The organism is Streptomyces sp. NPDC004610 (assembly GCF_040609715.1).
In the GTDB taxonomy this organism is placed as follows: domain Bacteria; phylum Actinomycetota; class Actinomycetes; order Streptomycetales; family Streptomycetaceae; genus Streptomyces.
Genome location: NZ_JBEXLA010000054.1, coordinates 1 through 24,738 on the forward strand (window position 1 = coordinate 1; position 24,738 = coordinate 24,738).

14 protein-coding genes and 4 pseudogenes are annotated in these 24,738 nt (G+C 66.9%); 6 read left to right on the forward strand and 12 right to left on the reverse strand.

Annotated elements, in window-relative coordinates; all coding sequences use genetic code 11:
* Window positions 1–629: 629 nt before the first annotated feature.
* Window positions 630–998, reverse strand: a complete 369-nt coding sequence (locus tag ABZX40_RS38265) for a hypothetical protein (RefSeq protein WP_355749880.1) — start codon at window positions 996–998, stop codon at window positions 630–632.
* 386 nt (window positions 999–1,384) lie between these two features.
* On the opposite strand from ABZX40_RS38265, the pseudogene ABZX40_RS38270 reads away from it, so the two are divergent.
* Window positions 1,385–1,705 (forward strand): annotated as a pseudogene (locus tag ABZX40_RS38270) (tyrosine-type recombinase/integrase); the annotation flags it as partial.
* 367 nt (window positions 1,706–2,072) lie between these two features.
* Here the strand turns inward: ABZX40_RS38270 and ABZX40_RS38275 are convergent.
* The 7 genes and pseudogenes from ABZX40_RS38275 to ABZX40_RS38305 all read right to left on the reverse strand — a co-directional run bounded on the left by ABZX40_RS38275 (window position 2,073) and on the right by ABZX40_RS38305 (window position 17,056).
* On the reverse strand, window positions 2,073–9,164 hold the full coding sequence (locus ABZX40_RS38275) for a polymorphic toxin-type HINT domain-containing protein (protein WP_355749877.1): 7,092 nt from the start codon (window positions 9,162–9,164) through the stop codon (window positions 2,073–2,075).
* A 448-nt stretch (window positions 9,165–9,612) separates the two neighbouring features.
* On the reverse strand, window positions 9,613–9,786 hold the full coding sequence (locus ABZX40_RS38280) for a hypothetical protein (protein ID WP_355749874.1): 174 nt from the start codon (window positions 9,784–9,786) through the stop codon (window positions 9,613–9,615).
* 173 nt (window positions 9,787–9,959) lie between these two features.
* A pseudogene (locus tag ABZX40_RS38285) lies at window positions 9,960–10,316 on the reverse strand (lysine--tRNA ligase); the annotation flags it as partial.
* A gap of 1,260 nt (window positions 10,317–11,576) precedes the next feature.
* Window positions 11,577–13,085 (reverse strand): annotated as a pseudogene (locus ABZX40_RS38290) (SAV_2336 N-terminal domain-related protein); the annotation flags it as partial.
* Window positions 13,018–14,013, reverse strand: coding sequence for an AAA family ATPase (locus ABZX40_RS38295; RefSeq protein ID WP_355749871.1), 996 nt, complete (start codon window positions 14,011–14,013; stop codon window positions 13,018–13,020). The pseudogene ABZX40_RS38290 and the gene ABZX40_RS38295, both read right to left, overlap by 68 nt.
* A complete protein-coding gene (locus ABZX40_RS38300) occupies window positions 14,010–16,094 on the reverse strand; it encodes a hypothetical protein (protein ID WP_355749868.1) in 2,085 nt (694 codons plus the stop codon). The genes ABZX40_RS38295 and ABZX40_RS38300 overlap by 4 nt, the downstream gene beginning before the upstream one ends.
* The gene (locus tag ABZX40_RS38305; protein ID WP_355749865.1) at window positions 16,091–17,056 is read right to left on the reverse strand and encodes a hypothetical protein; all 966 of its coding nucleotides are present in this window, start codon (window positions 17,054–17,056) and stop codon (window positions 16,091–16,093) included. The genes ABZX40_RS38300 and ABZX40_RS38305 overlap by 4 nt, the downstream gene beginning before the upstream one ends.
* 282 nt (window positions 17,057–17,338) lie before the next feature.
* Between ABZX40_RS38305 and ABZX40_RS38310 the strand changes: the two genes are divergently transcribed.
* Window positions 17,339–17,593, forward strand: a complete 255-nt coding sequence (locus ABZX40_RS38310) for a hypothetical protein (RefSeq protein ID WP_355749862.1) — start codon at window positions 17,339–17,341, stop codon at window positions 17,591–17,593.
* A gap of 340 nt (window positions 17,594–17,933) precedes the next feature.
* Here the strand turns inward: ABZX40_RS38310 and ABZX40_RS38315 are convergent, their stop codons facing one another.
* Window positions 17,934–18,830: a hypothetical protein gene (locus ABZX40_RS38315; protein ID WP_355749859.1), complete on the reverse strand. Its 897-nt coding sequence runs from the start codon at window positions 18,828–18,830 to the stop codon at window positions 17,934–17,936.
* A gap of 64 nt (window positions 18,831–18,894) precedes the next feature.
* Window positions 18,895–19,287 (reverse strand): hypothetical protein, encoded by a 393-nt coding sequence (locus ABZX40_RS38320; protein ID WP_355749857.1) that lies wholly within the window; start codon window positions 19,285–19,287, stop codon window positions 18,895–18,897.
* 480 nt (window positions 19,288–19,767) lie between these two features.
* Here ABZX40_RS38320 and ABZX40_RS38325 point away from each other — a divergent pair, with 480 nt between their 5' ends.
* The 4 genes from ABZX40_RS38325 (at window position 19,768) to ABZX40_RS38340 (ending at window position 22,088) form a co-directional block, all read left to right on the forward strand.
* Window positions 19,768–20,289 carry an asparagine synthase-related protein gene (locus ABZX40_RS38325; protein ID WP_355749892.1) on the forward strand — a complete coding sequence of 174 codons (522 nt, stop codon included), beginning with the start codon at window positions 19,768–19,770 and terminating at the stop codon, window positions 20,287–20,289.
* Window positions 20,286–20,477 (forward strand): hypothetical protein, encoded by a 192-nt coding sequence (locus ABZX40_RS38330; RefSeq protein WP_355749854.1) that lies wholly within the window; start codon window positions 20,286–20,288, stop codon window positions 20,475–20,477. The genes ABZX40_RS38325 and ABZX40_RS38330 overlap by 4 nt, the downstream gene beginning before the upstream one ends.
* Before the next feature lie 233 nt (window positions 20,478–20,710).
* A complete protein-coding gene (locus ABZX40_RS38335; RefSeq protein ID WP_355749852.1) occupies window positions 20,711–21,085 on the forward strand; it encodes a hypothetical protein in 375 nt (124 codons plus the stop codon).
* Window positions 21,086–21,935: 850 nt separating this feature from the next.
* Entirely contained in the window at window positions 21,936–22,088 is a 153-nt protein-coding gene (locus tag ABZX40_RS38340; RefSeq protein ID WP_355749849.1) for a hypothetical protein, read from the forward strand.
* 1,173 nt (window positions 22,089–23,261) lie between these two features.
* On the opposite strand, the pseudogene ABZX40_RS38345 reads toward ABZX40_RS38340, so the two are convergent.
* Window positions 23,262–23,411, reverse strand: a pseudogene (locus tag ABZX40_RS38345) (pirin family protein); the annotation flags it as partial.
* 129 nt (window positions 23,412–23,540) lie between these two features.
* Window positions 23,541–24,551 (reverse strand): tyrosine-type recombinase/integrase, encoded by a 1,011-nt coding sequence (locus tag ABZX40_RS38350; protein ID WP_355749846.1) that lies wholly within the window; start codon window positions 24,549–24,551, stop codon window positions 23,541–23,543.
* Window positions 24,552–24,738: the final 187 nt, after the last annotated feature.

Below are 24,738 nucleotides of genomic sequence, written 5' to 3' on the forward strand. Positions count from 1 at the left end.
AGAGGGATCACGCGTCCATCAGCGGGGACATTCCATGTCCGCCTGCGGGGAGCCGATCAGACCGCCTGCGGGGAGCTTTGCACTTCCGCCGTCAGGTGAGGGTGGGTGAGATTGCGGGCGGTGACGGTACGGTGGGGGTGGGAGGTGTAGGCAAGAACTCAGGAGCCACGTCGCCGAGCTTGCGAGGCTTGGAAGCCCTGACTCTTCCTTCTTGCATGCCGCAGGTTGGCTGCCTGTTCAAGGAGTCGTCGCCGCGTCCACTGTCGGTGCCGGCCCTTCTCTGTGACCGCATCGGGGGTCTTGAGCACAGGGAGATTGCCCTGGGAGAGGCTGCTGGAGAAGGAGTTGGGGCTCTTGTAACCCAAGAGGGCAGCGGCCTGGGTCGCGCCCCGGAGCTCATCGGCGTCACCGTCGGCAGGAACCGACGGGAGGGGGGAGGCCACACGGGTGGCATCAGAGCGTCGGCCACGTCCTGGGCGGGTCTCCCTCCAGTCCAGAAGGGTCTGCACCCGCCATCGTTGCTGCTGGTAGGGGTGTTCCGCAGTTCCCTTCTCGGTGATCTCGTCAGCTGGCGGGAAGTAACCGGGGCGCCCGCGCACGAAGGTGTTGACCTGTTGCGGATTCTTGTATCAGAGGAAGCGCGATGCGTCCGCGGCGTTGAGCAGGTCGTCAGGGTCGAGCGGGGGCGGTGAGTGATTCCGGAGCCTGGCCCTGGGCCGGTTGGCGAACCACTCGCTGACCTCGGCGTGGTCCCAGAGACGCGCTCGTCCTCGGCCGAGCGTGGCGACGGCCCCGGGAAAGCCGTTCTCGGCGCGCTGGCCGTAGAGCCCGCTGATGCGGGCCGGCGACAAGCCCTGCTCGGCCGCGATCTCCGCGGAGCCGGCCAGGCGAGGCTCGTGGTGCGAGGTCACTGCTGAACCACCCGTTCTGTCAAGGATGGCAGAGGTTTCCCGGGCCGCCACGGCGAGGTCAAGGAGGCGCTGGGTGGTTGTCATCATCACAAGCAGTGCTCCCCATCAAGGGAGACTCGGGAACGGAGCGGCGCCGATGTCCCGGTCCTTGTGCCGGCTGCCCGCGTCAGTCCGTACGGCGTGCAACAGCCCCGGCAGATCAGGGTCCACAGGCTCCAGACCCGCTCAGGCAGGGGTCCGCCTACGGCTGGCGGTCCCGCCGTGCTTCTGCGGATCGATTGCGCGCAGCCGCCTCGAAGACCGAACCGCACCATGTCGTGACCGACGACGAAGTGATGGTGTCCGCCTCGTTGCGGCGATACCGGCAGCAGGCCAGCGAAGGCCCAAGGCCGGTCGGGCCCACCCGACTGCCCCGCAGACCTGTTCCAGGACATCGTCCAGGCGGCTCCTGTATAGGGCCGGGCTGGAGCGGCAGCGGGCTCGTCTTCACCACGCCGACTGGCCGGTCTCGCGGCCCGGCCAGCCTCACCCGACGCTTCCGCAGCTTCCTCGACCGGACCGGGCTCCGGCGCATCCGCTTCCACGACCTCCCGCCACTCGACCGCCGCACGGCTCCAGAACCAGGGCATCGACCTCGCCGTGATCAAGAAGCTCCTCCGACACTCCCACATCGGGGTCATCGCCGGCGTGCCCACGTGCGCCTCCGCTTCCAGCTCCAGGCCATCAGTACCCTCGGAGACGCCCTCCGATCGACCGACGCCCCTGACGACCCACCCACCGCACCCGTCGTCCGCCAACGTTGCCGTCAATCGACCATGGGTGGGTCCCCCGGCCTCCGAGCCGGGGGACACACCCATTCCTCCACCAAAGCGACTTGTTCGAATCTGGTTACTGCAGGAGGACACGCATTCGCCGTGCGATATCGGCCGCCTTCAGCCGAACCTGGTCATCGTTCAGAAGGTCAGGCATACCGATGCCAGCTGAGTCGTAGTCGTGCGCGACATAGAAGAGATCTGTGGCAGCCTCATACTGCTCCGCCGCTGGATACGGGCCACCGTACCCCTTGTACAGAGGAAGGCAGACAACCGAGAACTCCGATGGAGAGATTCGCCCTTCGGATACGGCTTCCGCAAGTACCAAGAAGGGTTCCAACGTCGCCATTTACAGCTTCCCTTGCATAGTCAGGTACCAGAACTGGTCTGAAGTCACATCCGACTTCCAAGCTCCTAGCATCTCACCCGACTCGATGTCCACCGAGACGTGACGCCCGGTATTGAGATCCACGTAGTGCCGGGCAGGTGTCCCGCGAAATGTTCCCGCAATCTTGATGTTTCCTGGATCCTTGACGAAGTCTTCCAAGGCGTTCACAAATGCCTGCTTGCTCGCCTTGCTCTCCTTCGCAGTGACCCCGAAGTCGGCAGCATGCTGGAAATGATGAGGCACTCTGTTCGAATCGACCCATACGGATCCGCACCCCGGACCTGAATTATGCACGAGGACGGGTGTCTCTCCGGCGAGCACATAGTACGTGTGCAGGTCGTCGACGGTCAGATTGTAGGTGGTGGCGCGTTTGGTGTAGCCCCTGTTGCCGGTGACGATGACGGTGGTGCCGTCGTCGGTGCGCAGGGTCATTCCCGCGGTGAGGTCGGCGGCTTCGATCCAGTCGTCTTCGGAGGGGGACCAGAAGGGGTGTTCGTGGGTGGCGGTGAGTTTTTCGATGCCGTCGTCGGTGGCGATGGAGAGTTCGTTGAAGTGCCTGTCACGGTCGGTGACGATCAGGTGGGTGACGGTGCGGGGTCCAGTTTCGCCGGTTTCCGGGTCCGTGGCCTCGACCTGGTCGCCGACCTTGATGTCTTCGATGTTCTTGGTGGTGCCGTCGGCCATGAGTACGCCGGTTCCGGCCAGGAAACATCTGGTGCAGCTGGTGGGGGCGTCGACGTCGTTCTTCTTCGCGGCGTCGCCGGCGTCGTCGACGAGTTCGTCGGTCTTCCTGAGTTCGCCGAGTTTGAGGAGCTTGAGGAATTTGAGGAAGGGGATGTCTCCGGCTGTTGATGCGCATTCCATGGAGAAGCCGGGATCCGCACCGCATTCCTTCCATTCCTGCGGGTCCGGGAGGAAGATCTTGAAGACCTTGACCACGAAGCTGTTGCTGGTGTCGGCGGGAGCGTTCTGGGCGGCGATGCAGGCGTCCTTGACGTGGTAGCCGTACTGCTGGCAGCCGCCTGTGGCGGGTGTGCCGCTGTTTCCGCCGACGACGGAGGAGTCGCCGGAGGTGTTTTCGTAGCCCGGGATGTCGTTGATGCTGTTGATGCCGCAGTTGTCGTCACCGCAGGGCATGCCTTCCGGCTCCCGGACCAGCCCGGTGGGGTCGGAGTAGTTGACGGGGTCGTTGTGGCTGTAGCTGTAGGCGGAGAGGTTCTGGGGGGCGTAGGGGAGGCTGAGCGGGTCGGGGCTGAGGAAGCGGCCGAGGAGGGGGTCGTAGGCGCGGGCGCCGAGGAGGGAGAGGCCGCTGGTGGTGTCTTCGGGTTTGCCGAGGAAGCCCTTGGTGGAGCCGGTGGGGCGGATTCCGCTGCGTTCGTCGCCGAAGGGGGTGTAGCGGCGGCGGACGGTGGTTCCGTTGGCGACGTCGACGGCGAGCTGGGTCGATGCCTGGCGGTCGGCCATGAGGTAGCTGAGTTTGCCGCCGGTGGTGGTGTTGCCGGTGGTGGTGCGCATGGCGACGGTGGCGCTGCCGCAGGTGTAGTAGCGGGTGGCGGTGACGGTGCCACCGCTGGAGCGCAGTTCCATGCCGGCCAGGTAGGCGAAGGTTCCCTCGGGTGCGAGGCGCAGCAGGAGGTTGCCGTCGGCGTCGTAGACGAAGCGGGTCTGCTGGGTGAGGGTGGGCTTGGCGACCGTGGCGGAGGCGAGCTGGCCCTGTTTGGTCCAGGTGTAGTCGGTGGTGGTGTCCGCGGTGACGCGTTTGAGCATCTGGCCGGCGTCGTCGTAGGTGAGGGTTTCGGTGCCGGTGGTGGTGCCCGAGGTGATCTGGTTGATCTTGCGTACGCCGTGCGGCCGGTCGGTGTTGGGTGTGGTCCAGGCGCCGGTGTCGTCGTAGCCGGGGTAGAGGTAGTCGCGGGTGGTGGTGGTGCCGCCAGGGTCGGTGTCGGCGGCCGACTGGAGGTTGCCGAGGCGGTCGTAGCTGTAGGCGGTCTGGTAGGGGGCAGGGCCGGTGAAGTCGGAGGCGGTCGCGCCGGTGCAGGTGTCGGCGCGGGTGAGGGCTCTGGTCAGGCGGTTCTGGTCGTCGTAGGTGAAGCACTGCAGTTGCTGGGGCTGACCGCTCGCGGCCTCCTTCACCGAGGTGATCTTGCCGGCGGCGTCGTAGCCGTAGGTGTCGTTCTGGGTGTTGGTGATGAGGTAGCCGCCGGGCCCGGCTTTGGTGGTGGTGGCGATGGACTTGAGCCAGCGGGTGCCGTCGGTGTCGTTGTAGGTGTAGGTGCGCTGGGCGGTGGCGGGGGCTTGCAGGCCGGTGGTGGTCTGGCCGTAGAGGCGGTCGGTGACCCGCCCGTAGGCGTCGTAGACCGTGCCCTTGACGTAGGTGTCCTGTGCCGAGGTCAGGCTCTTGGGCAGGCCCTCGTTGTTGTAGGCGGTGGTGACGGTCTCGGCGGGCAGGCCGCCGGCGGCGGGGTGGGTGACGGAGGTGATGTGGTCGGCGGCGTCGTAGGCGAGGGTCGTCGTGTAGTCCCCGTTCAGCGGTGCGACGGCGGCGGGGAGGCTGACGGTGGTGCTGAGAGGTCTGCCGCGGCCGTCGAACTCGTTGACGCGGGTGATGTAGGAGTTGCCGGCGGCGGAGCGGCTGAGGTTCTGGGTGATCCGGCCCTTGCCGTTCGGTACGGCACCGTCCCACTGCCAGGAGGACAGGACCGTGCCGCCGCTGGTGACGGAGGTCTTGCGGCCCAGCGCGTCGTAGGTGTAGTCGAGGACGGTCTGGCCGTTGTTGCCGGTGACTTGGGTGATGCGGCCGTTGCCGTCGTAGACGGTGCTGGACTGGCCGGCGTCGGGATCGTCGGTGGTCAGCCGCTGGCCGGCCCAGTCGTAGGTGTACTTCGTCTCATTGCCGCGCGGGTCGGTGATCTTCTTCAGGGCGCCGGTCGCGGTGTAGGCGTACTGGGTGGTGAAGACCGAACTGCCGTTGTGTTCCACGACCTTGGCCGTGCGGCCGAACATGTCCGTGTGGGTGTCGGTGCTGCCGCCCGCGGCCGGGGTCACCCTGGTGTGGTCGCCGTGGTAGGCGGTCTGGGTCCAGCCGCTGGGCGAGGCGACGCTGGTCTGGCCGTCGCCGACGCGGATCGTGGAGCGGGTGGTGCGTCCGGCCCAGTCCAGGGTCAGTTCCGTGTAGGAGGGCAGGTCCACGACGCGGGGGGAGACGGGTGCGGAGGATCCGGCGGTGCCCTGGTTGCGGAACGGGGCCGACACACCGGTGATGTTGCCGGCGTTGTCGTAGCGGGTCGCGGTGACCTGCCGGTTGGGGACCTCCTGCCCGTTCTGCGGGTCGACGCCGTGGGGTATGGGCAGCTGGGTCTCCCGGGCGCGTCCGAGCCCGTCGAGGTAGCTGTACGAGGACAGATAGGTGTCCCCGGACTGCAGGGTGTGGCTGGCGACCCGGGGGAAGCCGCTCACGGAGTCGGGTACGGACCCGCCGGTGGTCGGGATCGTGTAGCTGAACTTCATGGACGGGGAGGTGCCGGTCTCCGTGGGCCGCCACACCTCGGTGGGCCGCCCTGCGGCGTCCAGGGTGATCTTCGTGATCTTCCCGTTGGCGTCCCGGGTCTGATAAGGCACTCCCCACAGCCGCGACATCCACACGGTCGTCGCGAGGGGGCCCCTGGCGGAGAGGGAGCCGTCGGGATCGGGAGTCGTGGTGGTGATGCCGTCCACCGGCCAGGTGTGCTCGGGGCTGTAGGCGGTGGTCGTACGCTGCGCATCGGCGTCGTCCGCCCAGCGGACGCGGCCCGCGCCGTCGTACCCGTACTTCACCGTCTGGTGCTCGCCGGCGGAGGTGTGGGTGCGGGCCTCCGTGGCGTTCCCGTCGCCCGGCTTGTTGGCGGCGACGCTGGTGGCACCGTCGTAGAAGGTCTCGGCGAAGCCGTCGAGGTTGGCCGTGCCGCGGTCGTCGCAGCCGGCCGCGTAGTGGCGGGTCTCGTCGATGAGGACCATCCATCGCTGGATGTCACTGCCGTCGAAGTAGTCGGTGTTGTAGGCACGGCCGTACGTGGTGCAGGCGTTGTCGGAGACGCCGGTCTGGCCCCAGTCGTCCGTGCGGACCGGCAGACCGTACGTGGTGGAGGTGGAGGACGCCGGGTCGTACTCGTTCTGGATGACGCGGGTGCGCCAGCCGGCCGATGTCTTCTCCTCCGTGGTGGTCTGCTCCTCACGGACGAAGCGGGCGTCCGGCAGTCCCTCGTACTGCGCGGTGTTGTGCGTCCAGTACTGGCGGACGACCTGCTGCTGGGAGCTGCCGGTGTGGTCACGGCTGTCGGTCTCGATCACCCGGCCCGCCAGCCACGCCGAGTCCGCGACCATGGCGTCCTGCCCGTCACCGACCATCGCGACGCGGGTCGGGGAGGAGCTGGTCTTGCTCGTGCGGTCGCCGTGCAGACCCCGGTAGAACGAATGCAGGGTCGATCGTTTGACCGCCCCGGTGCCGGTCGTCACCGCCACCTTCTGGTAGCCGCGCCAGTCGGTCCACGACTCGTCCTCGTCCGGAACCAGGGGGTCGGCGCTGAACCGCCAGCCGGCCCCGCCCTGGTAGTCGTACGTGGTCGTCATCTCCGGCGCGCCGTCCTGGCTGCTGGTGACGGTCGGGTCGACGGTCACCTCCATGACCAGGAACTTCTTGAACCACCCGCTGCGCGCCTCGGTCTCGCCCTCGGGTGTCCACTTCGCCCAGAAGCAGTCCTTGCCGTTCGTGGCCTGCGGGGGCAGAGCGTCCGCGCTGCACGCGTTCTGCGCGCCGTAGGTGACCTTCGTGGTGCCGCCGAGGTCGCCATGGATCTCGCTGACCCGGCGGAAGTTCAGCTCGGTCGAACCCACCTTGTTGTCCAGGTCCACGCCGTTGAAGTTGACCACCGGCAGGACGATGTCCGTTCCCGTCCCGTAGGTCTTGCGCTGGATGTAGTCCAGCCACAGCGTCTTGCCCACCGACCCCGCAGGATTGGGCAGACCGTGCTTGGTCTGGTACTGCTGAACCGGGTCCCACCCGTCCATCGCGGTGTTCAGCACGTACGTCTTGATGTCCCACAGCATGTCCTTGCTGAAGAACGTGGGGTAGTACGTCTTCCCCGCACAGTGGTAGTCCCCCGCGGTGCCGTCACACATCAGGTCCACCGGCACGTCCGGGTACGACGACGGGTTCGCCGCGATCGACGGGCACGCCCCCGGCTCGCTGCGCAGCGGGTCCGCGTCCGCCATCCGCTCCACGCACCGGCCCACATGACTCAGCTCGACCTTGCCGGTGGGCTTGGAGTTCGCGATCTGCCGCGGCCAGCCGTACTCGATCCGGCTCAGATAGCCGCCCGCGGTGTAGGAGCGCGCCTTGTCGGTGTTGGCGACGGAGCGGTAGTGGTTGGTCTCCTTGTCGTAGAAGTAGGTCGACTCGATCTCATTGGCGTCGACCGTGCGGTCCAGGTTCCACCGGTACGCCTGCGTGCACGGTTCGGGGAACTGGCCGTGGCACGGCTCACCGGGGTTGTTGCCGACCACCGGAACCGTGTAGACCGACCCGGTCGCCGACCCCGAGCGCTCCGCGCGGCCCCAGCCGAAGTAGTGGCTCTGCCCGTCCTGCGTGGAGACGACCCAGTACTCGTCGTCCGCGCCGTGGCCGCCGGAAAGGTGCTGCACCCGCCAGCCCGGATCGTCCTGGAGGTGATAGGAACCGGTCCCGTTGTCGTCCTGCACCAGCGTCGAGGTCACACCGTTGAGGTTGATGACATACACCGCACCGCTCGGCTCCATCGCGGTGTTCGGAGAGTCCCAGCACAGGTCCCCGATCGTCGCCAGCCCGTCCTGCGTGCAGTTGCGGTAACGGCGCTCGATATAGCCGATGTTCAGCTCCCAGCCCATCCCCACCCACGACGCCTGGTTGTTCGTCGCCGAGGTACGGCCGTCCACCGACTGCGAGTTGTACGACAGCCCCAGCGCCGGCGCCTCGCCCATCGCCGGAGCGGGCAGGCTCACCGGGAAGTTGTAGGTGAACGCCCCGGACCCCGTCGCCACGTCCCACGACCCGGTCGTGGTCAGGGTGGAGGCACGGTAGTCACCACTGTCCGAGGACGACCCCGTCGTCAGCGCGTAGACGGACGCACCGCCCGACACCGACTGCGCCGCCAGACCCGTCGAACCGGGCTCGGCCGTCACCGTCGCCGTGAGCGTCCCCCGCACGGTGTCGTTCTCGACGGGCACCGGCTCCACCGCGGAGCACTCCTGAGCGGCAGGCGTGTTCAACGCGCACGCGGGAAGGCGGACGAGCTGGAGCCGGGAAGCGAAGTCACCGCCGTAGGCGTACCGGAAACCGGAGTAGTCGATCGAGACATCCACCTGGCCGGCCGTCGCCACACCATCGGTCCGCGTGACCTGAAGCCCCAGCCCGACACCCCCCACCGGTGCGATCTCCTGACGGTCCAGGACCCGCACGTCCACCTGCTCCGGCGAGACCGTGTCCGGGGACGGCGACGCACCGGGCGACGGCGCCTCACCGGGTACGGAGGACGGCTGCGGAGCGGAGGAGTTCCCGGGGTCGGGGACAGAGGTGTCCCCGCTTTGAGGAATCGTTTCTTCGCCGGTGTCGGGCAGGGGTCCCGTGGACAGCCCGCCCTCCTCCGGGGAAGTCACCGCCGGGCTCGGCCCGGCCGTCGCGGACCGCACGCGCCGCAACTGCGCCGCCTCGCCGGCGGCCTCACCACTCGGAAGCACCTCGACGACACCGGCGACCTGCTGGACCTCACCACCGGGGGCGGACGGGCTCTCCGACGTCACCGTTCCCGGCTCCCCGGGCAACGCCCGCGCCAGATCAACCGTCGCCTCGGCGGCCACCGGCCAATCAGGCGCCGGGAGAGGCTTCCCCGGGGCCTCCTCCTGCTGCCCCGGAACAGAACCCACCCCCTGGCCCGGCACCAGCGGCGTCGCGTCCGTGGACTCGGCCCTCGCCTCCGGCGGTGCCACGACGGCGACGGCGGACAGCAGACCCGCGAGCAGAGCCCCCGCCAACGTCACGGACACCGAACGACCATGCCGACGAGCCATCCGAACCCCCCACAGCCATGGACTACGGCCCGAAACGGAACGACGGGACAGCAGTCACGGCCGACCTGCGGCAATGCATCCCAGGATGACGCCACGCACGGCCTGTTGACACGAACACGATCAATGAAGCGGAACGGTAATTCATGTGAAGATCACGTGAATAGATCGTGGAGGTGATCACTTACCTCGGGTGCGTGTGACGCCGGTCACGCGAGAGGGATGAAGGGGAGCTCGTGCGGCCCTACGGAGCCCTCGATGAACTGCCGGTCCGAGAGACGCACGGTGAAACTGCGATGCAGCCGGGGACGTTCGCCGTGCTCCACCGGTCACCGGGCTACTCGCCTATGCCCGCTGTGCCGATCGCAGCCACCGGGCTCACTCCAGGCGAAGAAGAGGGCAAGAGAGGATGTCCGCCCCGGGGCGGCTACCAGGAGCCGACGGCACCGGTGAGGGCCTGTTCGACGTCGGGCAGCCGGTCGGCGAGCCGGGTGGCCGCTTGGTGCCGCAGCAGCCAGAACCGGTCGAGATCGTCCTGGAGCAGGCCGGGCTTGAGGCAGGGCTGTTCGGTGCCGCCGCAGGCGGATGGCGCGTACTCCAAGATCTGCTCTTGTAAATCGGCGATATCGACAGCCAGACGCTTGGCTGGGTCGGGAAGCCGGACTCCGGGGACCGCGGCCGCGAGTCGGAGTGCGTCCTCGTGAAGTGCGCACTCCAGCCCAGTTGCGTGGGGTGCGACAGTCTGACGGCATGGGCACCGCTCCGTCCTATGGATCAGACATCCGCTGACTGCCCCAGCAACCTACGCACCTTCTCGGCACCAATGTCCAGCAAGAGCGTAGGCAGATGGGGCCCAGTGTTCCGCCCGACCAGCAGCTGATACAGCAACTCGACGTAGGCACGCTGGAAGGTCCGCATCTCCGGCGGCAACTCCGCGGGCGTGACATCGGCCTCGAACCCGGCCTGAATTATCGGCACAGAGCTCACCAGATGCGTCAACCCATCCAGTGACCAATGCGATTGGAGATTGTCGAGCAGTAGTCGGAGCGACTCCCGCTCGATCCCATTGAGCAGAGCGAGCCGCTCGGCGTCCGGCTCCTCCCGCACGATGCTCTCTTGACCGGCCGGGTGCTCAGGGACCTGCCCGATACGCACGGACTGTTGATGCACGGCCTCACGGGGTGTGGAAATGTCGCCGTAGACGTCCAACTGATCGGCGACCGCGCGCAACAACCCGGCGATCTTCTTCCCCGACGCCCGCTCGAGGTACCTGCCCCTTTCGAGCATCGGGGTGACGCTCTCAAGGAGAGTCGTCAGGTCCTGCACGATCGAGGCCAGTTCGTCGGGCTTCTTGCGCTGCGTCAGGGCGGCGGGGATTTCTGGGGCAGGACGATCGGGCAGGTGGAACCAGGCCGTGATCTCGCCCTCTTTGAGCTTCAGCCGGGCCGAGGAATAGCGCTCGGGTTCGATGAAGCTGCCACCATGCCTAATCGCATCCTCGAACAGGGACTGAGAGGTCACGAGCACGAGGTCGGCGCCCTCGGCGTCGAGCAGGTGTCGGCTGACGGAGGAATCGGCCAGTCGGCAGGCGAGGTCGACGGCGCGTCCGCTCATGCCTCGGTCGTCGTGCCGGACCGGGCCGACGTGCATGCCGATCCGCAGCCCCAGCGGCACGCGCAGGCCACGGTTCTCGTCCCGCAGTTTCTGGTGCACCTCAACCAGCCAGAGGCCGAGCAGCTGAGTCACCGGGATTTGGTCCTCAACCGACATCAGGACGCCGTCGCCGCGGTCTTCCATATACACGACGCTGCGCACCATGTTGGCGCGGGTGAACGCCGCCTCCAACACCCGATACAACTGGGCGCGCATGCGAGGCTTGTCGACATCGTCGTACGGGCCGAAGCGACTGGCGTCGACGCTGATCACCAACTCGTTGCGCATGTAGCGCGTTTCGGCTAGTTCCAGAGCCTCGCCGTTCCCCCGTACCCACTGCTTGCTCTGTCGGCTTCCACTTGCCGTCCCCATGAGCGCCTCGTGCTGCCTCGGCTCACTTGGGCGGACTGCCCGGCTATCCGAGGCCCTGGCAAGAAGCGAGCGGAAAAGCCGCGCCAGAGTGAGGTAGAGCTCTGCGGCCTGGGGACTGTCCTCCAGCATCTCGGGGCTGGTGGGAACAGTGCCGCGTTGTGGCTTGCTCGACGCTTCTGCTGTTAGGTCGGCCGCGGGGCGGCGTCTGGGCTCGGGCATAGAGTCCGCTGCCTCGACTCCCAGCAGCCGCGCCGTAGTAGCCGCCGCGTAGGCGAAAGGGCGGATGCCGGTCGCCAGGGTTTCATCCGCGTGGGGAGAGTGGAGGACAACCGGGATTCCGTGAGGGGCTTGAAGGTTGGCAGCGAGGTGGTCGCTCAGGGCGAAGTGGGTGTCCCAGAGCTGGTCTCGGGTGAGCAGGCTGGTCAGGTGAGCGGCTGCCGCGGGGTGGAAGTGGTACAGCGTATCGGCCGACTCGTAACGGGTAACCTTGAGGAGGCCGGCCGTGAGGAACTCGGCGGTGTCGGCCAGGGTAGCTTCTGGGACAAGGCGTTCGCGGAGCACGTCGAGGACGGGCAGCGTGAACGAACCGAGCGGGGAGGCCGCGATGGCGAGGCGGACGGCCTTGGACTGACGCTCGTCAGTGAACGCCTCGACGTGGACGCGTACCTGGTCGTTCGCCGGTGTTGTGTCGGCCTGGTTGGGCGGGCCTTGGTAGTGACGGCGCAGGGGTGGTCGGCCGGTGGCGGGGACGAGGATGGCTTCGCAGCCGTTCGGATCTGTGCGCATCAGGGTGCGGGCCCAGGCGAGGACCTGGTCGGGGGCCAATTGCAGGACGGGCAGAGCTTGCCAGGGTTTCGTCTTCTCGGTTTCACGGAGAAGACGTGGGCGGCGATAGGACAGGAGACGGCCAGGTGATGCGGGCACGGTCGCAGTCGCGGTGGTGCGGGGAAGGTCGAGGCCAGAGCGCTGCCAGAGCCGCTTGGGTAGCGGGTTGATGAGGGCGACCGGGGCGGTGCGACCCCAAGTGTGAAGGGTTCGCCACAGGGCGTCCTGCCGCCAGGCCGGTGCAGCGCAGTCAGAGACGACGAGGAGCAGACGGCGCGCCGGCTGGGTGTGGTGGGCCGCATCAGGGCGCATGGAGAGTGTACGGCCGTGGTGGTCGTGCAGGACAGGGGTGTCGCCGGGCGGGTGCTCGAGATGCCAGACGCGGACGTCACGGAAGGCGGCCAGGGCGCGCAGCATCTTGGTGAGGGCGCGGACTGTCTCATCCCACACTGCCATGGCGGTGCCGCGGTCCAGGACAACGATCACTTCCAGCCACGATTCCGGCGCAGGGGTAAGCCGGGGTACGAGCATCCCGGTACGGGTGTAGTGATCGACGGTGGCGTCGACGTCGAGGCGACGATGGACGCCGGAGAGCCAAGGACGGCGCAGCGGGCGCAGCGCACGGCCGATGTCGAGGGCGTCGGGCAGGGCGGCGGCACGACCGATGCTCACCCGCTTGCCAGGAATCGTGTGAGTGCCGACCTGGTCCTTGAACCACACGGAGGCGACAGGCTCATGGGCGGTGTCCGTCGCGTCCTCACTTCCAGGTGCCTGGGTGCCTTCTGCGGAAGCGGTGGTGCCAGCCCGTTCCTGCCTCCGGCGCTGCGCCGTGTCGCCGCCCGCGGCGTCGGAGGACGGGCTGTCAGGGTTCCGTTCGGCGTGCGCCCAGGCGGAGGCGAGGAGCAGTGCGTCAAGTAGTTCCTTAACGTCGATGTCGCTGCCGCCCGCCAGAGCGAGCTTTACCAGACGGGCGGCGGCGTCCTCAGCCACGCCCCAGCCCCTGCAGCAGCATGTTCTCCAGGCTCTGCCGCTGGGCGAGGTCCGGGACACGGTCGCCGCGCAGAAGGTAGACGGCGTTCAGCAGCTGGTCGATCGCGACGTACTCGTCATCGTTCAGCTTCTTGAGGAAGGTCTGCACAAGGGTTGCGGTGGCGCTGTCCTCGATGTCGCCAAGATGGGCGGCGACGATATCGGTGAGCGTTTCTTGGGAGAGGGGTGGCATCTCGAAGCGGACGCAGCGGCGAAGGAAGGGTGCGGGGAAGTCGCGTTCGCCGTTGCTTGTCAGCACGATGACCGGGAATTCGGTGCACTGGACCCAGCCGTGCCCGATGGTGCGCTTGCCGTTCTTGTCGGCGGTGCGGGCCTGGATATCGGGCTTGGGATGTCTTGCCAGTTCGGGGATCTCGAAGCCGCCGCGCTCCAGGATGTCGAGGAGATCGCTTGGCAGGTCGAGGTCGCTCTTGTCGATCTCGTCGATCAATAGGGCGCGGGGGCGGTCGCCCGCGAGGCCCGGGAGAAGTGCGGTACCCAGAGGACCAAGCTGGACGAAATCCCCGATGTCATCCTCATGCTCGTCGCCCTCTGACCCGGCCTTGCCATCGAGGGTGCGCAGGTTGTGAGCGTGAATGCGGCCGAGAGCGTCGTAACGATAGAGCGCATCAGCCAGGGTGCTGCGGGAGGTGATGTGCCAGTGGAGTACCTCGCCCAGGTCGAGCTCGGCAGCAATCTGGCGGATGACGGTGGACTTCCCGGAGCCCGCGCGGCCGGTCAGCAGCAGGGGACGGCGGAGGTGCAGGGCGGCGTTCACTGCGTCGATGAGGCCGGGGACCGGGCGGTAAGTTGTGGCGGGGTCCTTGCCCGAATCAGTCTCTTGCTGTCGCGCGGGCGTGCGCCAGGGCGGCAGGGACGGCAGCTTCGGCAGCTCGGCACGATTCTCCGGGGGGACTCCCGTGCCCCGGTAGTACGGGGTCCAGCTCATGCTCGCTCCTTGTACGTCATCTCGTCTGGTGCTCTCAGGACCGTGCTCGCCCGTCTCCGGCAGAACGCCTGCCAGTCCTTGTCGTGCCAGGCGACTCTCACGGTCGCTAGTGGCCCGAGATCATCATCGTGACTCAGGCCGACTCCACTCAGATGCTGCCGGTAGGCGTGCGCGATGTGCTGTGGCAGGGCCTGCCAGTGCTTCCCGACGGATGCCCTGATCACCTGTGTATGGCTGACATCCTTCTGCCGCGGCCAGACCAGCGCGGGTGTGTGTTCGAGGAGCTCCTGCGCCACGAAGTCCCAGTCCGTCTCCGGCAGGGAGGCCACTGCCCATACGTATTGTCCGAAGCCGTGATTGCTCAGATGCTTCTGTAGTTTTTCCACGGTCCCCAGTTGTTCGATGTGGAGCCACTCGGGGCCGGAACAGTTGCTGTCGCCCAGGGAGATCAGCAATTGTTCGCCTACCTGGAGCATGTCGTCGACCGTGGTGCCGTGAGGGGGCGTCAGCAGGCCAGACCAACGGGTTGTGACGGTGTAGTTGACTCCCAGCTTGTTGTACTTGCCGATGAATTGCTCCTCCGGAGACCAATCGAGTAGCACGAGGGTCGGTGCGGCCACGTCGATGTGTTGCAACCGCTTCCCCGCGATGTTCGCCCATGGCGCCGACCAGGCTACGGCTTTGGCCAGAGCCGCCTTCAGGCCTTTGTCTCCGGGGTTACAGAGGAAGCGTTGGCTGCCGAGGACAGCGCGGCCGAAGAGCAGCCAGGCGTCTACGCGGACGACGCTCTCGCCGCCATCGTCGGCCAGCACCAAGACCAACCGCGGGGCCCACTCACCGTGAGGTTGGTGGTTCAGCTCGCGCAGGTGGTTTTTGACCGTGGGAGTGAGTTCGAGGTCCTGCGCCCAGATGACAACATCTTCCGGCAACTGGTCTCCGTGTCCAGTCACCTGGGTCATGGCCGCGACCAAGTGGGCCAATGCTCGGTGCTGGCCCCCTGCAGCGCCCCCGTGATGAGCGGCATACTCGACCAGATCCCGCAAGGTCGGCGGTGATTCGTGCCGCAAGAAGCGCAGAGGAAGGCCCGCCAGCATTCCGACCAGCCGCAGGTCGTCTTCGGCCAAGTTTGGACCGAAAACCTTGTTGGCAACGGTCAGCGTTTTTCGGCCGGCCTCCAATTCGGCCAGCACTTCGCGCAACCGGTGGACCGCAGCCCAAGACCCGGCGCTTGCAGTGTGCTGGTTCTCCTTCAACCATGCGGCGAGCTCGCCCTCTGTAGATAGCTGGAGGTTGCTGTCGATTCGCCGGACAGCGTCCCGTACTGCCTTGCTCGCGATTGATCCGAGATCGCGGTTGAGGGAGGCGGCGCGATTCCGGGCCAGCCAAAGGACATCACCGAAATAGGTTCCGTCGAAGTTGGACCGCCCCGGCTGCTGACCATCGATCTGCTCTCGGAGTTGCTCCATCAAGTCGTCGTCGACTCTCAGGAACTCCCCAGTACCTGGCAGACCCTCCTCGATCATCCGGGTGAGTGCCCGGCTCAGCCGCAGGTCGAATGCCAACTCCTTCGCGGTGGCCCCAAAGAGCAGAGAGAACCGCACATTGCCTCCCTGCGGCCCCGCGGTGATCACCGGAGCGGCCGGTACCGCGCCTCCGGCGAGGCAGGTATCGACAATGACGATCAGGCCGGCCAGACCGGGGTGGTTGAGGACGTCGCCAAGCAGGGAGGGGACGTTCACGTTGGAGAGCGGCGGTGCGTTTTCCCTGCCCGACGTGACGAAGTACAGCGGTGCGCCCTCAGCACCCTCGCCGTGACCGAGCAGGGCGAGCACGAGGAGACCGCCGTCACGTCGTGCGTCCTGAGCGGCGCGCTCCACGGCCTCGTAGACCTGAGTACGGCCCAGATTGGTGCCGATCAGCAGGGATTGCTCACCGCGGTCTACGCAGGCCCCCAGCTTCGGGTCCACGAGGGCGGCGTGCAGAGCACGGGCAGAGTCCTCCAGCCCTTCCAGCCTTGCGCCGCCTTCACACTGTGCGCCTACGACGAGCACATGGCGGGGCGGGTTTGTCGCGGCGGTCACGACTGGAGGGCCTCGATCACCGGGCGGGCCACAGTCCCGTGCTTGAGGTACTTCGTAGCGGTGTGCGTCCATAGCCCGCGGGAATCGACGCGCTCTGTCACGGCCTTGACACCGCTCCTGCTCGGGCGGATCCACTCGGCCAGATGCGGTCGGCCCACCACGATGTCATCGCGGTCCCAGAAGTTGAGCCAGGAGGCGACGTTTTCAGGGCAGTGCGCCGGGCGCGGCACCAGACGATCCAGGACTACCGCTCCCAGAGCCAGGGGCGAACCCAAGGTCACCCAGAGAGGCACCGTTCCCTCGTACTCGTGCAGTGCTTCGTAGGCGACCACTGTGCCCAGGCTGTGCGAGACCACCACGAGGGGCCGCGCAGGGTCCAGGCAGTCGTGCGCTCGTCCGCGGATGGCCGCGCCCAGTTCTGCTTTCCTGGCCCTGCGGTCCAAGTAACGGCCGACTTGGGCGAGCTGGAATAGAAGCGCCGAGCCATTCATCCACTGGGCTGTCTGGCGAACGCCGGGGAGGCGCAGCATGGTCGTCGTGATACCGATCAATCGACGGCCGATGTCCCCCACACCCTGGGCCTGTTGGCCCTGAATCGCAGCGTTGAGCTGGAAACGTGCGTCACGGATGACCCGGGCGTCCTGGTGGCTTCTCCCTGGCGGGAACTGCTCGGATAGTTCCCCCAGTATCGAGTCAAGTAGCTCTGTCAGGAAGGGCACTTCATGATCGTCGAGTTCCCCGACCGCATGGCCTTGGGCCCCCCGGCGGTTGAACAGATCGCTGTAGTTGGCGAACGTGACATCCGCCAGCCAGCCCTGTGTCAATGCCGAGATCGCATCGGCCATGTCGGCGTCCCGCGTTCCAGCGGCAAGCGCCTCCAGCCACCTGCGGCTGTCAGTGGCGGTGTCCCGAAGGCCGCCGATGCCGTGTACGAACAGCAGTTGAGGCTTCCCCGTTGCCATGCGCCCCTCCTCTTTCCTGGCAGAGGGACATTGTGCTGCATCTAGAGATCGCAAGGCAGCCGAACCACACGCTTGGGCCGGAACCTCGGGTCCCATCTACGGCCCGGAGTTGAGCCGGTGAAACGCCTTATGGTGCATCTCCGCCAACAGTTCAGGGCGCCGGACGTCCAAAGTGCGGCCCTGACATCGGTCGGAGTAGGAGACGTACCGGCTTGTCGTCGACGGGCGGTCGGAAACCATGCAGCCGAGCTTCGCCCCCAAAGCTCTGTGACAGCACGGCTCTTGCTTGACTCCCGCGCGGAAGCCGCCCGGTTCGCCACCATGCGCCAGACGGCCGCCGGCCGGGCCACCCTCCTGGTCACCCACCGCCTCATCAGCACCCGCCACGCCGACCGCATCATCGTCCTCCACCACGGCAAAGTGGCAGAAACAGGCTCATTCACGGAACTCTCGGCCCGGCCCGGAGGAGTCTTCCACGAACTCCTCACCCTGCAGGAAGGCATCCCGCCCACCACACCCGCCATGGCCACCCCCTGACGCACGGCCCACCGGGCACCGGGCAAACTCTGCCCCCACACCCCCGCCTCAGCCCTTCCCGCCCCTACGGTGGGTATTCACGAACGGTACTGACCGTGCCGGACCGCAGGCATGGGACGCCCAGGAGCGGACCATGGAACGGCGACGCCTCCTCGCACTCGGCACCGAGCTCGGCCTCGCCGGCACCGCCCTGCTGACCGGGAACGCCCACCCAGCCCCGGCAACGGACCCGACCCTGCGCGAACTCCGGACCCGGTTCACCGCGGCACGGACCGCGTTCCAGTTCGGTCCAGTCGGTGAGGGATGCCGACGTTTTGCAGGGCGGTCGCCCGGGTGCAGCTCAGCCGCCTTCCAGTGTGGCGCGGGCGGTGGTCAGCCAGCCGTCCTTCCACGCCCCGAGTTCCATGAAGTCCTCAGGGTTCTCCCGGATGATGTGGCGCTGCACGCGTTTCTCGGTGTCTGACCAGACCTCCACCAGATCCGTCTTCTTCTTGCACTCCAGATCTGCCTCCGCCACCGCCCGTTCCCGGTCCGAGGGGCCCGGGGACTCTTTCCAGGCCGGGTCGCTGAAAGCCAGCAGAGGGTCGGCGTAGTCGAAGCCCACCAGCGTCATGCAAGCACTCCACGCGCCGATCGTTGTGACCACCTCGGGGGCGCGGCGCGCTTCGTCGAATGCCTGGGACGAGTACTGGGCGAGCAGTGACATGTCGCCTGACGTCAGGCCGCGCTGCAGTTGCGCGTGCGCTTCTCCCCAGCAGCCGCCAGTGGCGCGGTTCTCCCCGAACGCCGCCAGTAGTTCATCGGGTGGTAGCTCGTCGCGGGCGTCCCACACGGCCTCGCGGCGCTCCTGGACAGACGTGGGCGGAGGCAGGTGGTAGCCGTAGCGGGCGGCGTCGGCGTCGGTCAGGCCGTAGCGGCGGAAGTTGGGCGGGTCAGCGTGCTGGACGGACGGCAGCGGCAGCACCTCCCAGTCGAAACCGAGCTCTCGCATGCAGCCTCGGATGAGAACATCCTCAGCGGACTCGATGGTGTGCGCGTCGAGTGCTGTGAACTCGTAGGCGTCGAACGGCAGCAGGAAGCCACGGGGCTGACTGTCGTCGGTCCGGGGCGGCGTCTGGGTCATCCGCGTTGCCGGCGCCTTGGCAGGGGTGTTGCCAGAGACGGTGATCGTGACACCCAGGGTCAATGCCAAGGCGACGCCGGCGAACGGGACGATGAATCGGCGCGGAGTGGCCACGCTGAGTCTCCTCGGGGTGATGAGAGCGGTGCCGCGCGGAACGTGGCACCGCCTCGTCAGAAGATCAGCCAAAGACGATGCAGCTGGCCTTGTTGTTGAAGCCGGCGGGACCGAGGTTCCGCACGCCGTAGCCGGGAGGCAGCGGGAAGGAGTCACCGGAGCAACTACCATGAATGTCGTGGAGCGTGCCCCACTGGTTGGTGAGGTTCTGCGCCGACGTGGTCTGGTTGTCGACGGAGGTGCTTTCGCCGTCCCACACGTCGTTGCGGAAGTCGCGGTCGGTGCTGTTGTAGGACTTCCTGCTTCCCGTGTACTCGGACCACTCGAAGATCCAGAACCGGCCAGCCACCGCAGCCGGCTGGATCTCCTCCACTTCCGCGGCCGAGGCGGCTGGCGCGAAACCGATTGCACCGGCGGTTCCGAGCGCGATCAGAACAGTCGCAAGAACGCGTCGCATCACTCTGGTGTCCCCTCTCTGAAAAGGATGGGCAAGACCCTCGCTCCACCAGGATGCCGCCGACGGTGCGAGATGTATTTGACGTCCGGTGCCCGATTCCTTGACATTGCGTCTTCAACGGACAGGCGGCCGGACTGGGCCCGTTCGCGATTCGATCGGGCGTCCCGAGTACCTCGCACATCTGCCGCCAGCGCCCGGGGGGCAGGAGCCTTCCCCCTTGCATGCCCGACGCCGGCGACCGAGTGTTTCTCTGGTCCTGATCCATCACCTCACCGGTAGCGCCCCGCCAGAAGCCACTCCTCTGGCTGGCGCCAAGCGGCGGCCCCCACTGCGGAGGAGCGCCGCCCACGCGGCGAACCGCCGCCGACCGGGCGACTGGCATCGTGGGCAACGTGGGCCCTGTCGCCGTCCCGGTCCGCTTCCTACCGCACCTGAGACGGACACAACGGGCCGTACGCTGCGAGGAGTACTGCCCGGAGGCTGCCTCGGCAGGCTGCGGGGGGCCGCGCGGGCTCGGACGTCTCCGGTGGCCCGGACTCCTCGGCGGTGGCGATCCTCGCTTCCCGGCACGGTGAGGTCCGCGCGGTCACCTACCACGACGCGTACACGAGCGCCGAGGACCTCGCCTATGCGCGGAGGGTGGCCGGCCACATCGGCACGACGCTCCACAGGGGCATGGACGGCGTCGGGCGTGGCGTCATCTGGGAGACTAACCGGCACGCCGACATGCCCGACCTGGCCGTCGTCCTCAACGCGCGCGTGGATGTACTGGAACGGCGGCTGAAGAACCGGGGCACGCACAGCCGGTACGAGGAACTGACGGACAGCAGCGCACGGGAGTGCGCGGGGTACCGTGAGGCCGCGAGGTTCCTCATGGCCGCAGGGGTACGGGTGCTCCGGCTCGACACGCGTACCGAAGAGCCGGAGGAGATCGCCAGGGCGACCGTCGACGTGATCAGGGAACCATGGGTGAAGGACCGACGACCAGCACGACGGACGTGACGACGTTCAGCCTCAACAACCCCGGCCAGGAACGCACCGAGCGGCAGCCCGCCTACCTCACAGGCCGGCCGGAACAGGTCTTCGTCCTCACGGAGACAGCCGACAGCGCCGGGTGCGCGCTGCTGGCGGAGGCGTTCGGGGAGGCCGGGTGCAGCGTCACGTTCCCCCCGGCCGGCAGCTCGCGGTGAACGCGGCGTGATGAGCGTGAGCCGCCTGGCCACCCGCCCGCTGGACACCGCAATCCAGTACCTGCCCCACCGGGCGGCCGGGGTGAGCGTGGACACGGACGGCGGCCCGGTGGATGTGATCGGCCTGTACGTCCCCTCCCTGGACGCCACGGAGGCGAAGGCGCACCGCAAGCGGACCTTCCTGGAGGAGAGCCGCCTGCGTCTCCCCGACGGCGCACGGCGCCCGCCGGATCGTGACCGGCGACTTCAACGTGCTGGAGCCCTCCCACGTCCCCCGCTACCACTTCTTCGCCCCCTTCGAGTACGAGTTCTACGACTGGTTCGCCGGCAACGCGTACACGGACGCCTTCCGGCACCTCCACCCGGACAGATGCGAGTACTCGTGGGTGGGCCGGACCGGCGACGGCTACCGCTACGACCACGCCCACGTCTCCCTCGCGCTCGTCGACAGCCTCACGGGCTGCTCGTACGTCCATGAACCACGCGTCATGGCCGGCCGGCTCACCGATCACTCAGCGCTGTCGGTGCGGCTCGCCGCCACGGCGACCGGCCGGCTGCCGGTGACCGCGCCCGGTACTGGCGACCTGCTGCCGTCCGCCCTGTTCTGATCCATTCCATCCGTACAACCCACTGGGAGACCCTCATGAACGGCGAGCCGGCGACCGTGGACCCTCACGACGTGGACCGCATCCGGCAGTGGCTGGACGCCGAGGCCGGGCAGGACGGGGACAGGGACCAGCAGATGCTGCTCCGCGTCCTCAAGATCACGGAACGACGGGCGGCTCCGGTACCTCGTCAGCCGGATCCCCGGGACCGGAAACCTGGGGTAACGCCATCTCAGGACGGAACGATCCTCGCCGACCCGAACCGGGGTCCGGGGCCCGGGGCCCGCGATGCGTGCTTGTCCGCATCACGGGCGCTGCCCTTTCGACCGCCCGGTCTGCCGGGTCTCCGGCCGCACCGGGAGGAGACTACGTGCATGGCGTCGGCGGATCCCGGCACACATTCGGGTGTCGAGAACTTTTTGAGCGTGTTCGGTGTGGTCGTGCCCGAGGGCAGGTGTACGGCACGATCTGCTCGCGTCCGGCCCGGCTCTGCGCCTGGTCGTGGTAATCCCCGGTCGCCCATCGTCCGGGCAGTCAGAACTATCCTTTGCCCATAACTCCTGGAAGAGGGCACGAGGACCATGAGCCCGCAGAATCCGCCGGACTGGTACCACCCCACACCGGACGCAGCTGACCGCGTCAGGCAACTGGATCTGCGCCGACTGTTCTGGGAGGGTTACACCTCCGAGGACATCACCGAGGTGTTCGCGCTGGTGAGCGAGGCCACCGGGCTGCATCTCGTATTCCTTGGGATTACGTCGACAGGTACGGGACCGGTGGGGAGAGCCACATCTACTTCCTCACTCCGGACGGCCACCTCCACTACCTGGGCGGGGGCCTGCACCTGCTGATCATGGCGTTCGACGATGACGAGGATGAGCGCCTGGGAGCGCCGGAATCGTGGCTCGGACACGACAGTGGCCGCACCGTAGCGGACCTGGTGCCTGTCGACCCGTACAACTACGCCAAGAGTTCCCGCGACGGCAGTGACAGTGTGTCGGGCTGACTTGGCAGCCTCCGGGGAGACCCGGGGGAGCGGATGGCGTTCCCGCGCAGGTCGCGGCTGTCCAGTCAGGCGAGGAAGTCGATGGCGGGCGTCGCGGACGATACGCCGTGCGGTGAACGGGCGCAGCACAGCGCAGGGTCCCGCCCGGACAGACCTCCGGATTCCCGAAGACCGTCGCAACCTCTTCCTCTCCAGGCGGGCCCCGCGCCAGCGTGCCGGAGACTCCGGCCAGGGCCCGCCGAGGGCCGCGCGACATTGAGCCCACTGCGGTTGCGACCCGCGTAGAGGGCATGTGTGCATCCGCTGGCGTCGCGGACCTTTCCTTGTCGGGTTGAGCCTGTGGCTTCAGGGCGCGAGGGCCGCGTGCGTCGTCGGCGATCGGCGGCATCCCGCCGGCGATACGGCACGGGTCGCGCTGGAGGTGGTAGCGGGCCACCGAGGTGCGTTCCTGTCCCGGGGCGGGCAGGGGACCGAACCAGGTGTGTCCCGGGCCCGGGTCGTCGATGGGCTCTGAGCAGTGGGTGCACTGCGGCGGAGGGGGCACCGGCCGCCGGGGTGGAAGCGGGTAGGAACCCTGGAAGTGGTCGGCATTGTCGTAGCAGTCGGCAGCGAAGTCCCGCAGGGCCGTGACCGCGTGGTGGCACTTCCCGTATGCCTCGGCCATGGCGGCGTCTGCGGCGTCGATGTACGCCTGAGCGACGACGGGCCACAGGAACTCGATCGCCGTCCACCGGTTGCACCCGAGCTCCACCAACTGTTCCACCGCTACTTCTCGCGCGCTCATGCGGGCCTCCCGGTCCGACCGGGAGGGCCCGTCGTCACCGTCGACCGCTACGACAGCCCCGCCCGCACAGAATGCCCAAGTTTGCGCCTGCACGTCTGTCATGTTCCACCGCACTTTCATCTCCCGTGTGTGTCCCTCGATCTCACCAACGACGACATGAACGAGCCGACTGCGGATATGTCGTGCGGCGTCGCCGAACGAGCGAAGCGCACGCCCGCGCAAGTGTCTCAACATGCCTGGTCACAGGTGCCAATACTTGGGAGTGCCGGTCAGTCCGGAACCGGCGTCCGACCCCGCGCAATCGTGGCCCCTCGCCGTATCGGCGAGGAGCCACGAATTTCATCCAGCAGGGCCACATAGAGTTTCTACATCACCCCAGCTCAGCACACCTATCCGCGCGGTTTCAGCGCCACCGACGGCAGTTCGGGGGCGGGCAGCCGATCGCCGTCGTAGCCCGTCACCTCACCGAACCGCTTGCCCTCCATCCAGTCCTCGCGGGCCTTCGCGATGTCCTCGTGCGAACGCCCGATGAAGTTCCACATCTCACGCTCAAGGGACGTTTCCGCAGGTCAGCCGTGCTTTCCCCGGTAGGGGGTCAGCAAAAGGTCAGCAAGACAACCGGGTTCTTCCCGCTCTGCACCTGACACCATGTCACCCCATGCGGGCACTCAGTCACCCAGGCCGACGTCCAGCAGTTTGGCTGCCTTGCTCATCGAGCCGGGCATGAGATGGCGGTAGACCTTGAACGTGATGTCGACACTCTTGTGCCCCATCCACTCCGCCACGTCGGTGATGGGGATGCCCCGCGACAGGCAGTTCGAGGCGAAGAAATGGCGAAACCCGTACATGACCATCCCCTTGGGTATGTCCGCTTCTCCCGCCCTCTTAATCCGCTGCCACTGGTTCGAGAGGTAATAGTACGGAAAAGTTTTACCGCGATCCACTGGGTGTCTGAGAAGGTAGCCATCCACCGTGCCATGCTTCTCCGCGTACCATTCGATGGTTTTCCGGATACGGGCCGGCAGCGGCACGTCACGATAATCTCCGAGTTTGCGGTGCTTGAGCCGATCATACTGCCGGGTGGTCTGGTTCACCTGCTCCGTGATTCGGTACACGTCATCAGCCACAATATTGTTCAGCCGAACGGCGGCGGCCTCGCCGTTGCGCATTCCGCAGCCGCTCATGAGGTCGGCCACCAACCGGAAGACGTCATCTCCTGCCGTGCGGATACCTCGGAACTGCGCGACGGAGGGGATCACTGCACGTTGAGGGTCGCACCGAGGTGGCTTGACCCCATTCAGCGGGTTCTCTTCGAAGATGCTCAGTCTGTGGGCATCAAGAAGAATCGCTTTGAGTTTATCGTAGGCATTGGACTGAGTCGCGAGGCCGACACCATTTCGCTCCATCGTCTGAATGAAACGGTCAACGACCTTGTGATCGAACGAATCCATCCGCCTGCCGCCAAGGATCGGAAGGATATGGTGTTCGAGCAGCGAATCCAGATGACGCATCGAAGAAGCCGCCAAATCCCGCTGGCTTCCCTTCCATTCAGCAGTGTAGTCCTCGAACCGCATCGCCCCATATTTCTCGATGCGTTCGGCCTTACTGCTGCCGCCCACCTGCTCCTTACGTCTCTGATATACCTCAATCAATCGCCCGATGGCTGCTTCTTGGTTCAAGAAACCGGATTCTTCCGTTTGTTTTCCAGAAGAATTTCGATACCTTATTGTGTACTCGTGGGGGCACTTAGACCATCTCGACTCAGGGTGATCGCATTCCTTGAAAAACGTACCCATGCCTCGAATGAGAACCCTGGTTGCCAATCCTTCAATTCCTCCTCATGTTCGAAATTCCCTGACGGGTGAA

Excerpts from the sequence above, each read along its gene's own strand:
- ABZX40_RS38265 (WP_355749880.1), bottom strand. The coding sequence starts at position 998 with ATGATGACAACCACCCAGCGCCTCCTTGACCTCGCCGTGGCGGCCCGG.
- ABZX40_RS38295 (WP_355749871.1), bottom strand. The coding sequence starts at position 14,013 with ATGAGCTGGACCCCGTACTACCGGGGCACGGGAGTCCCCCCGGAGAAT.
- ABZX40_RS38305 (WP_355749865.1), bottom strand. The coding sequence starts at position 17,056 with ATGGCAACGGGGAAGCCTCAACTGCTGTTCGTACACGGCATCGGCGGC.
- ABZX40_RS38320 (WP_355749857.1), bottom strand. The coding sequence starts at position 19,287 with ATGCGACGCGTTCTTGCGACTGTTCTGATCGCGCTCGGAACCGCCGGT.
- ABZX40_RS38340 (WP_355749849.1), top strand. The coding sequence starts at position 21,936 with ATGGCGTTCGACGATGACGAGGATGAGCGCCTGGGAGCGCCGGAATCG.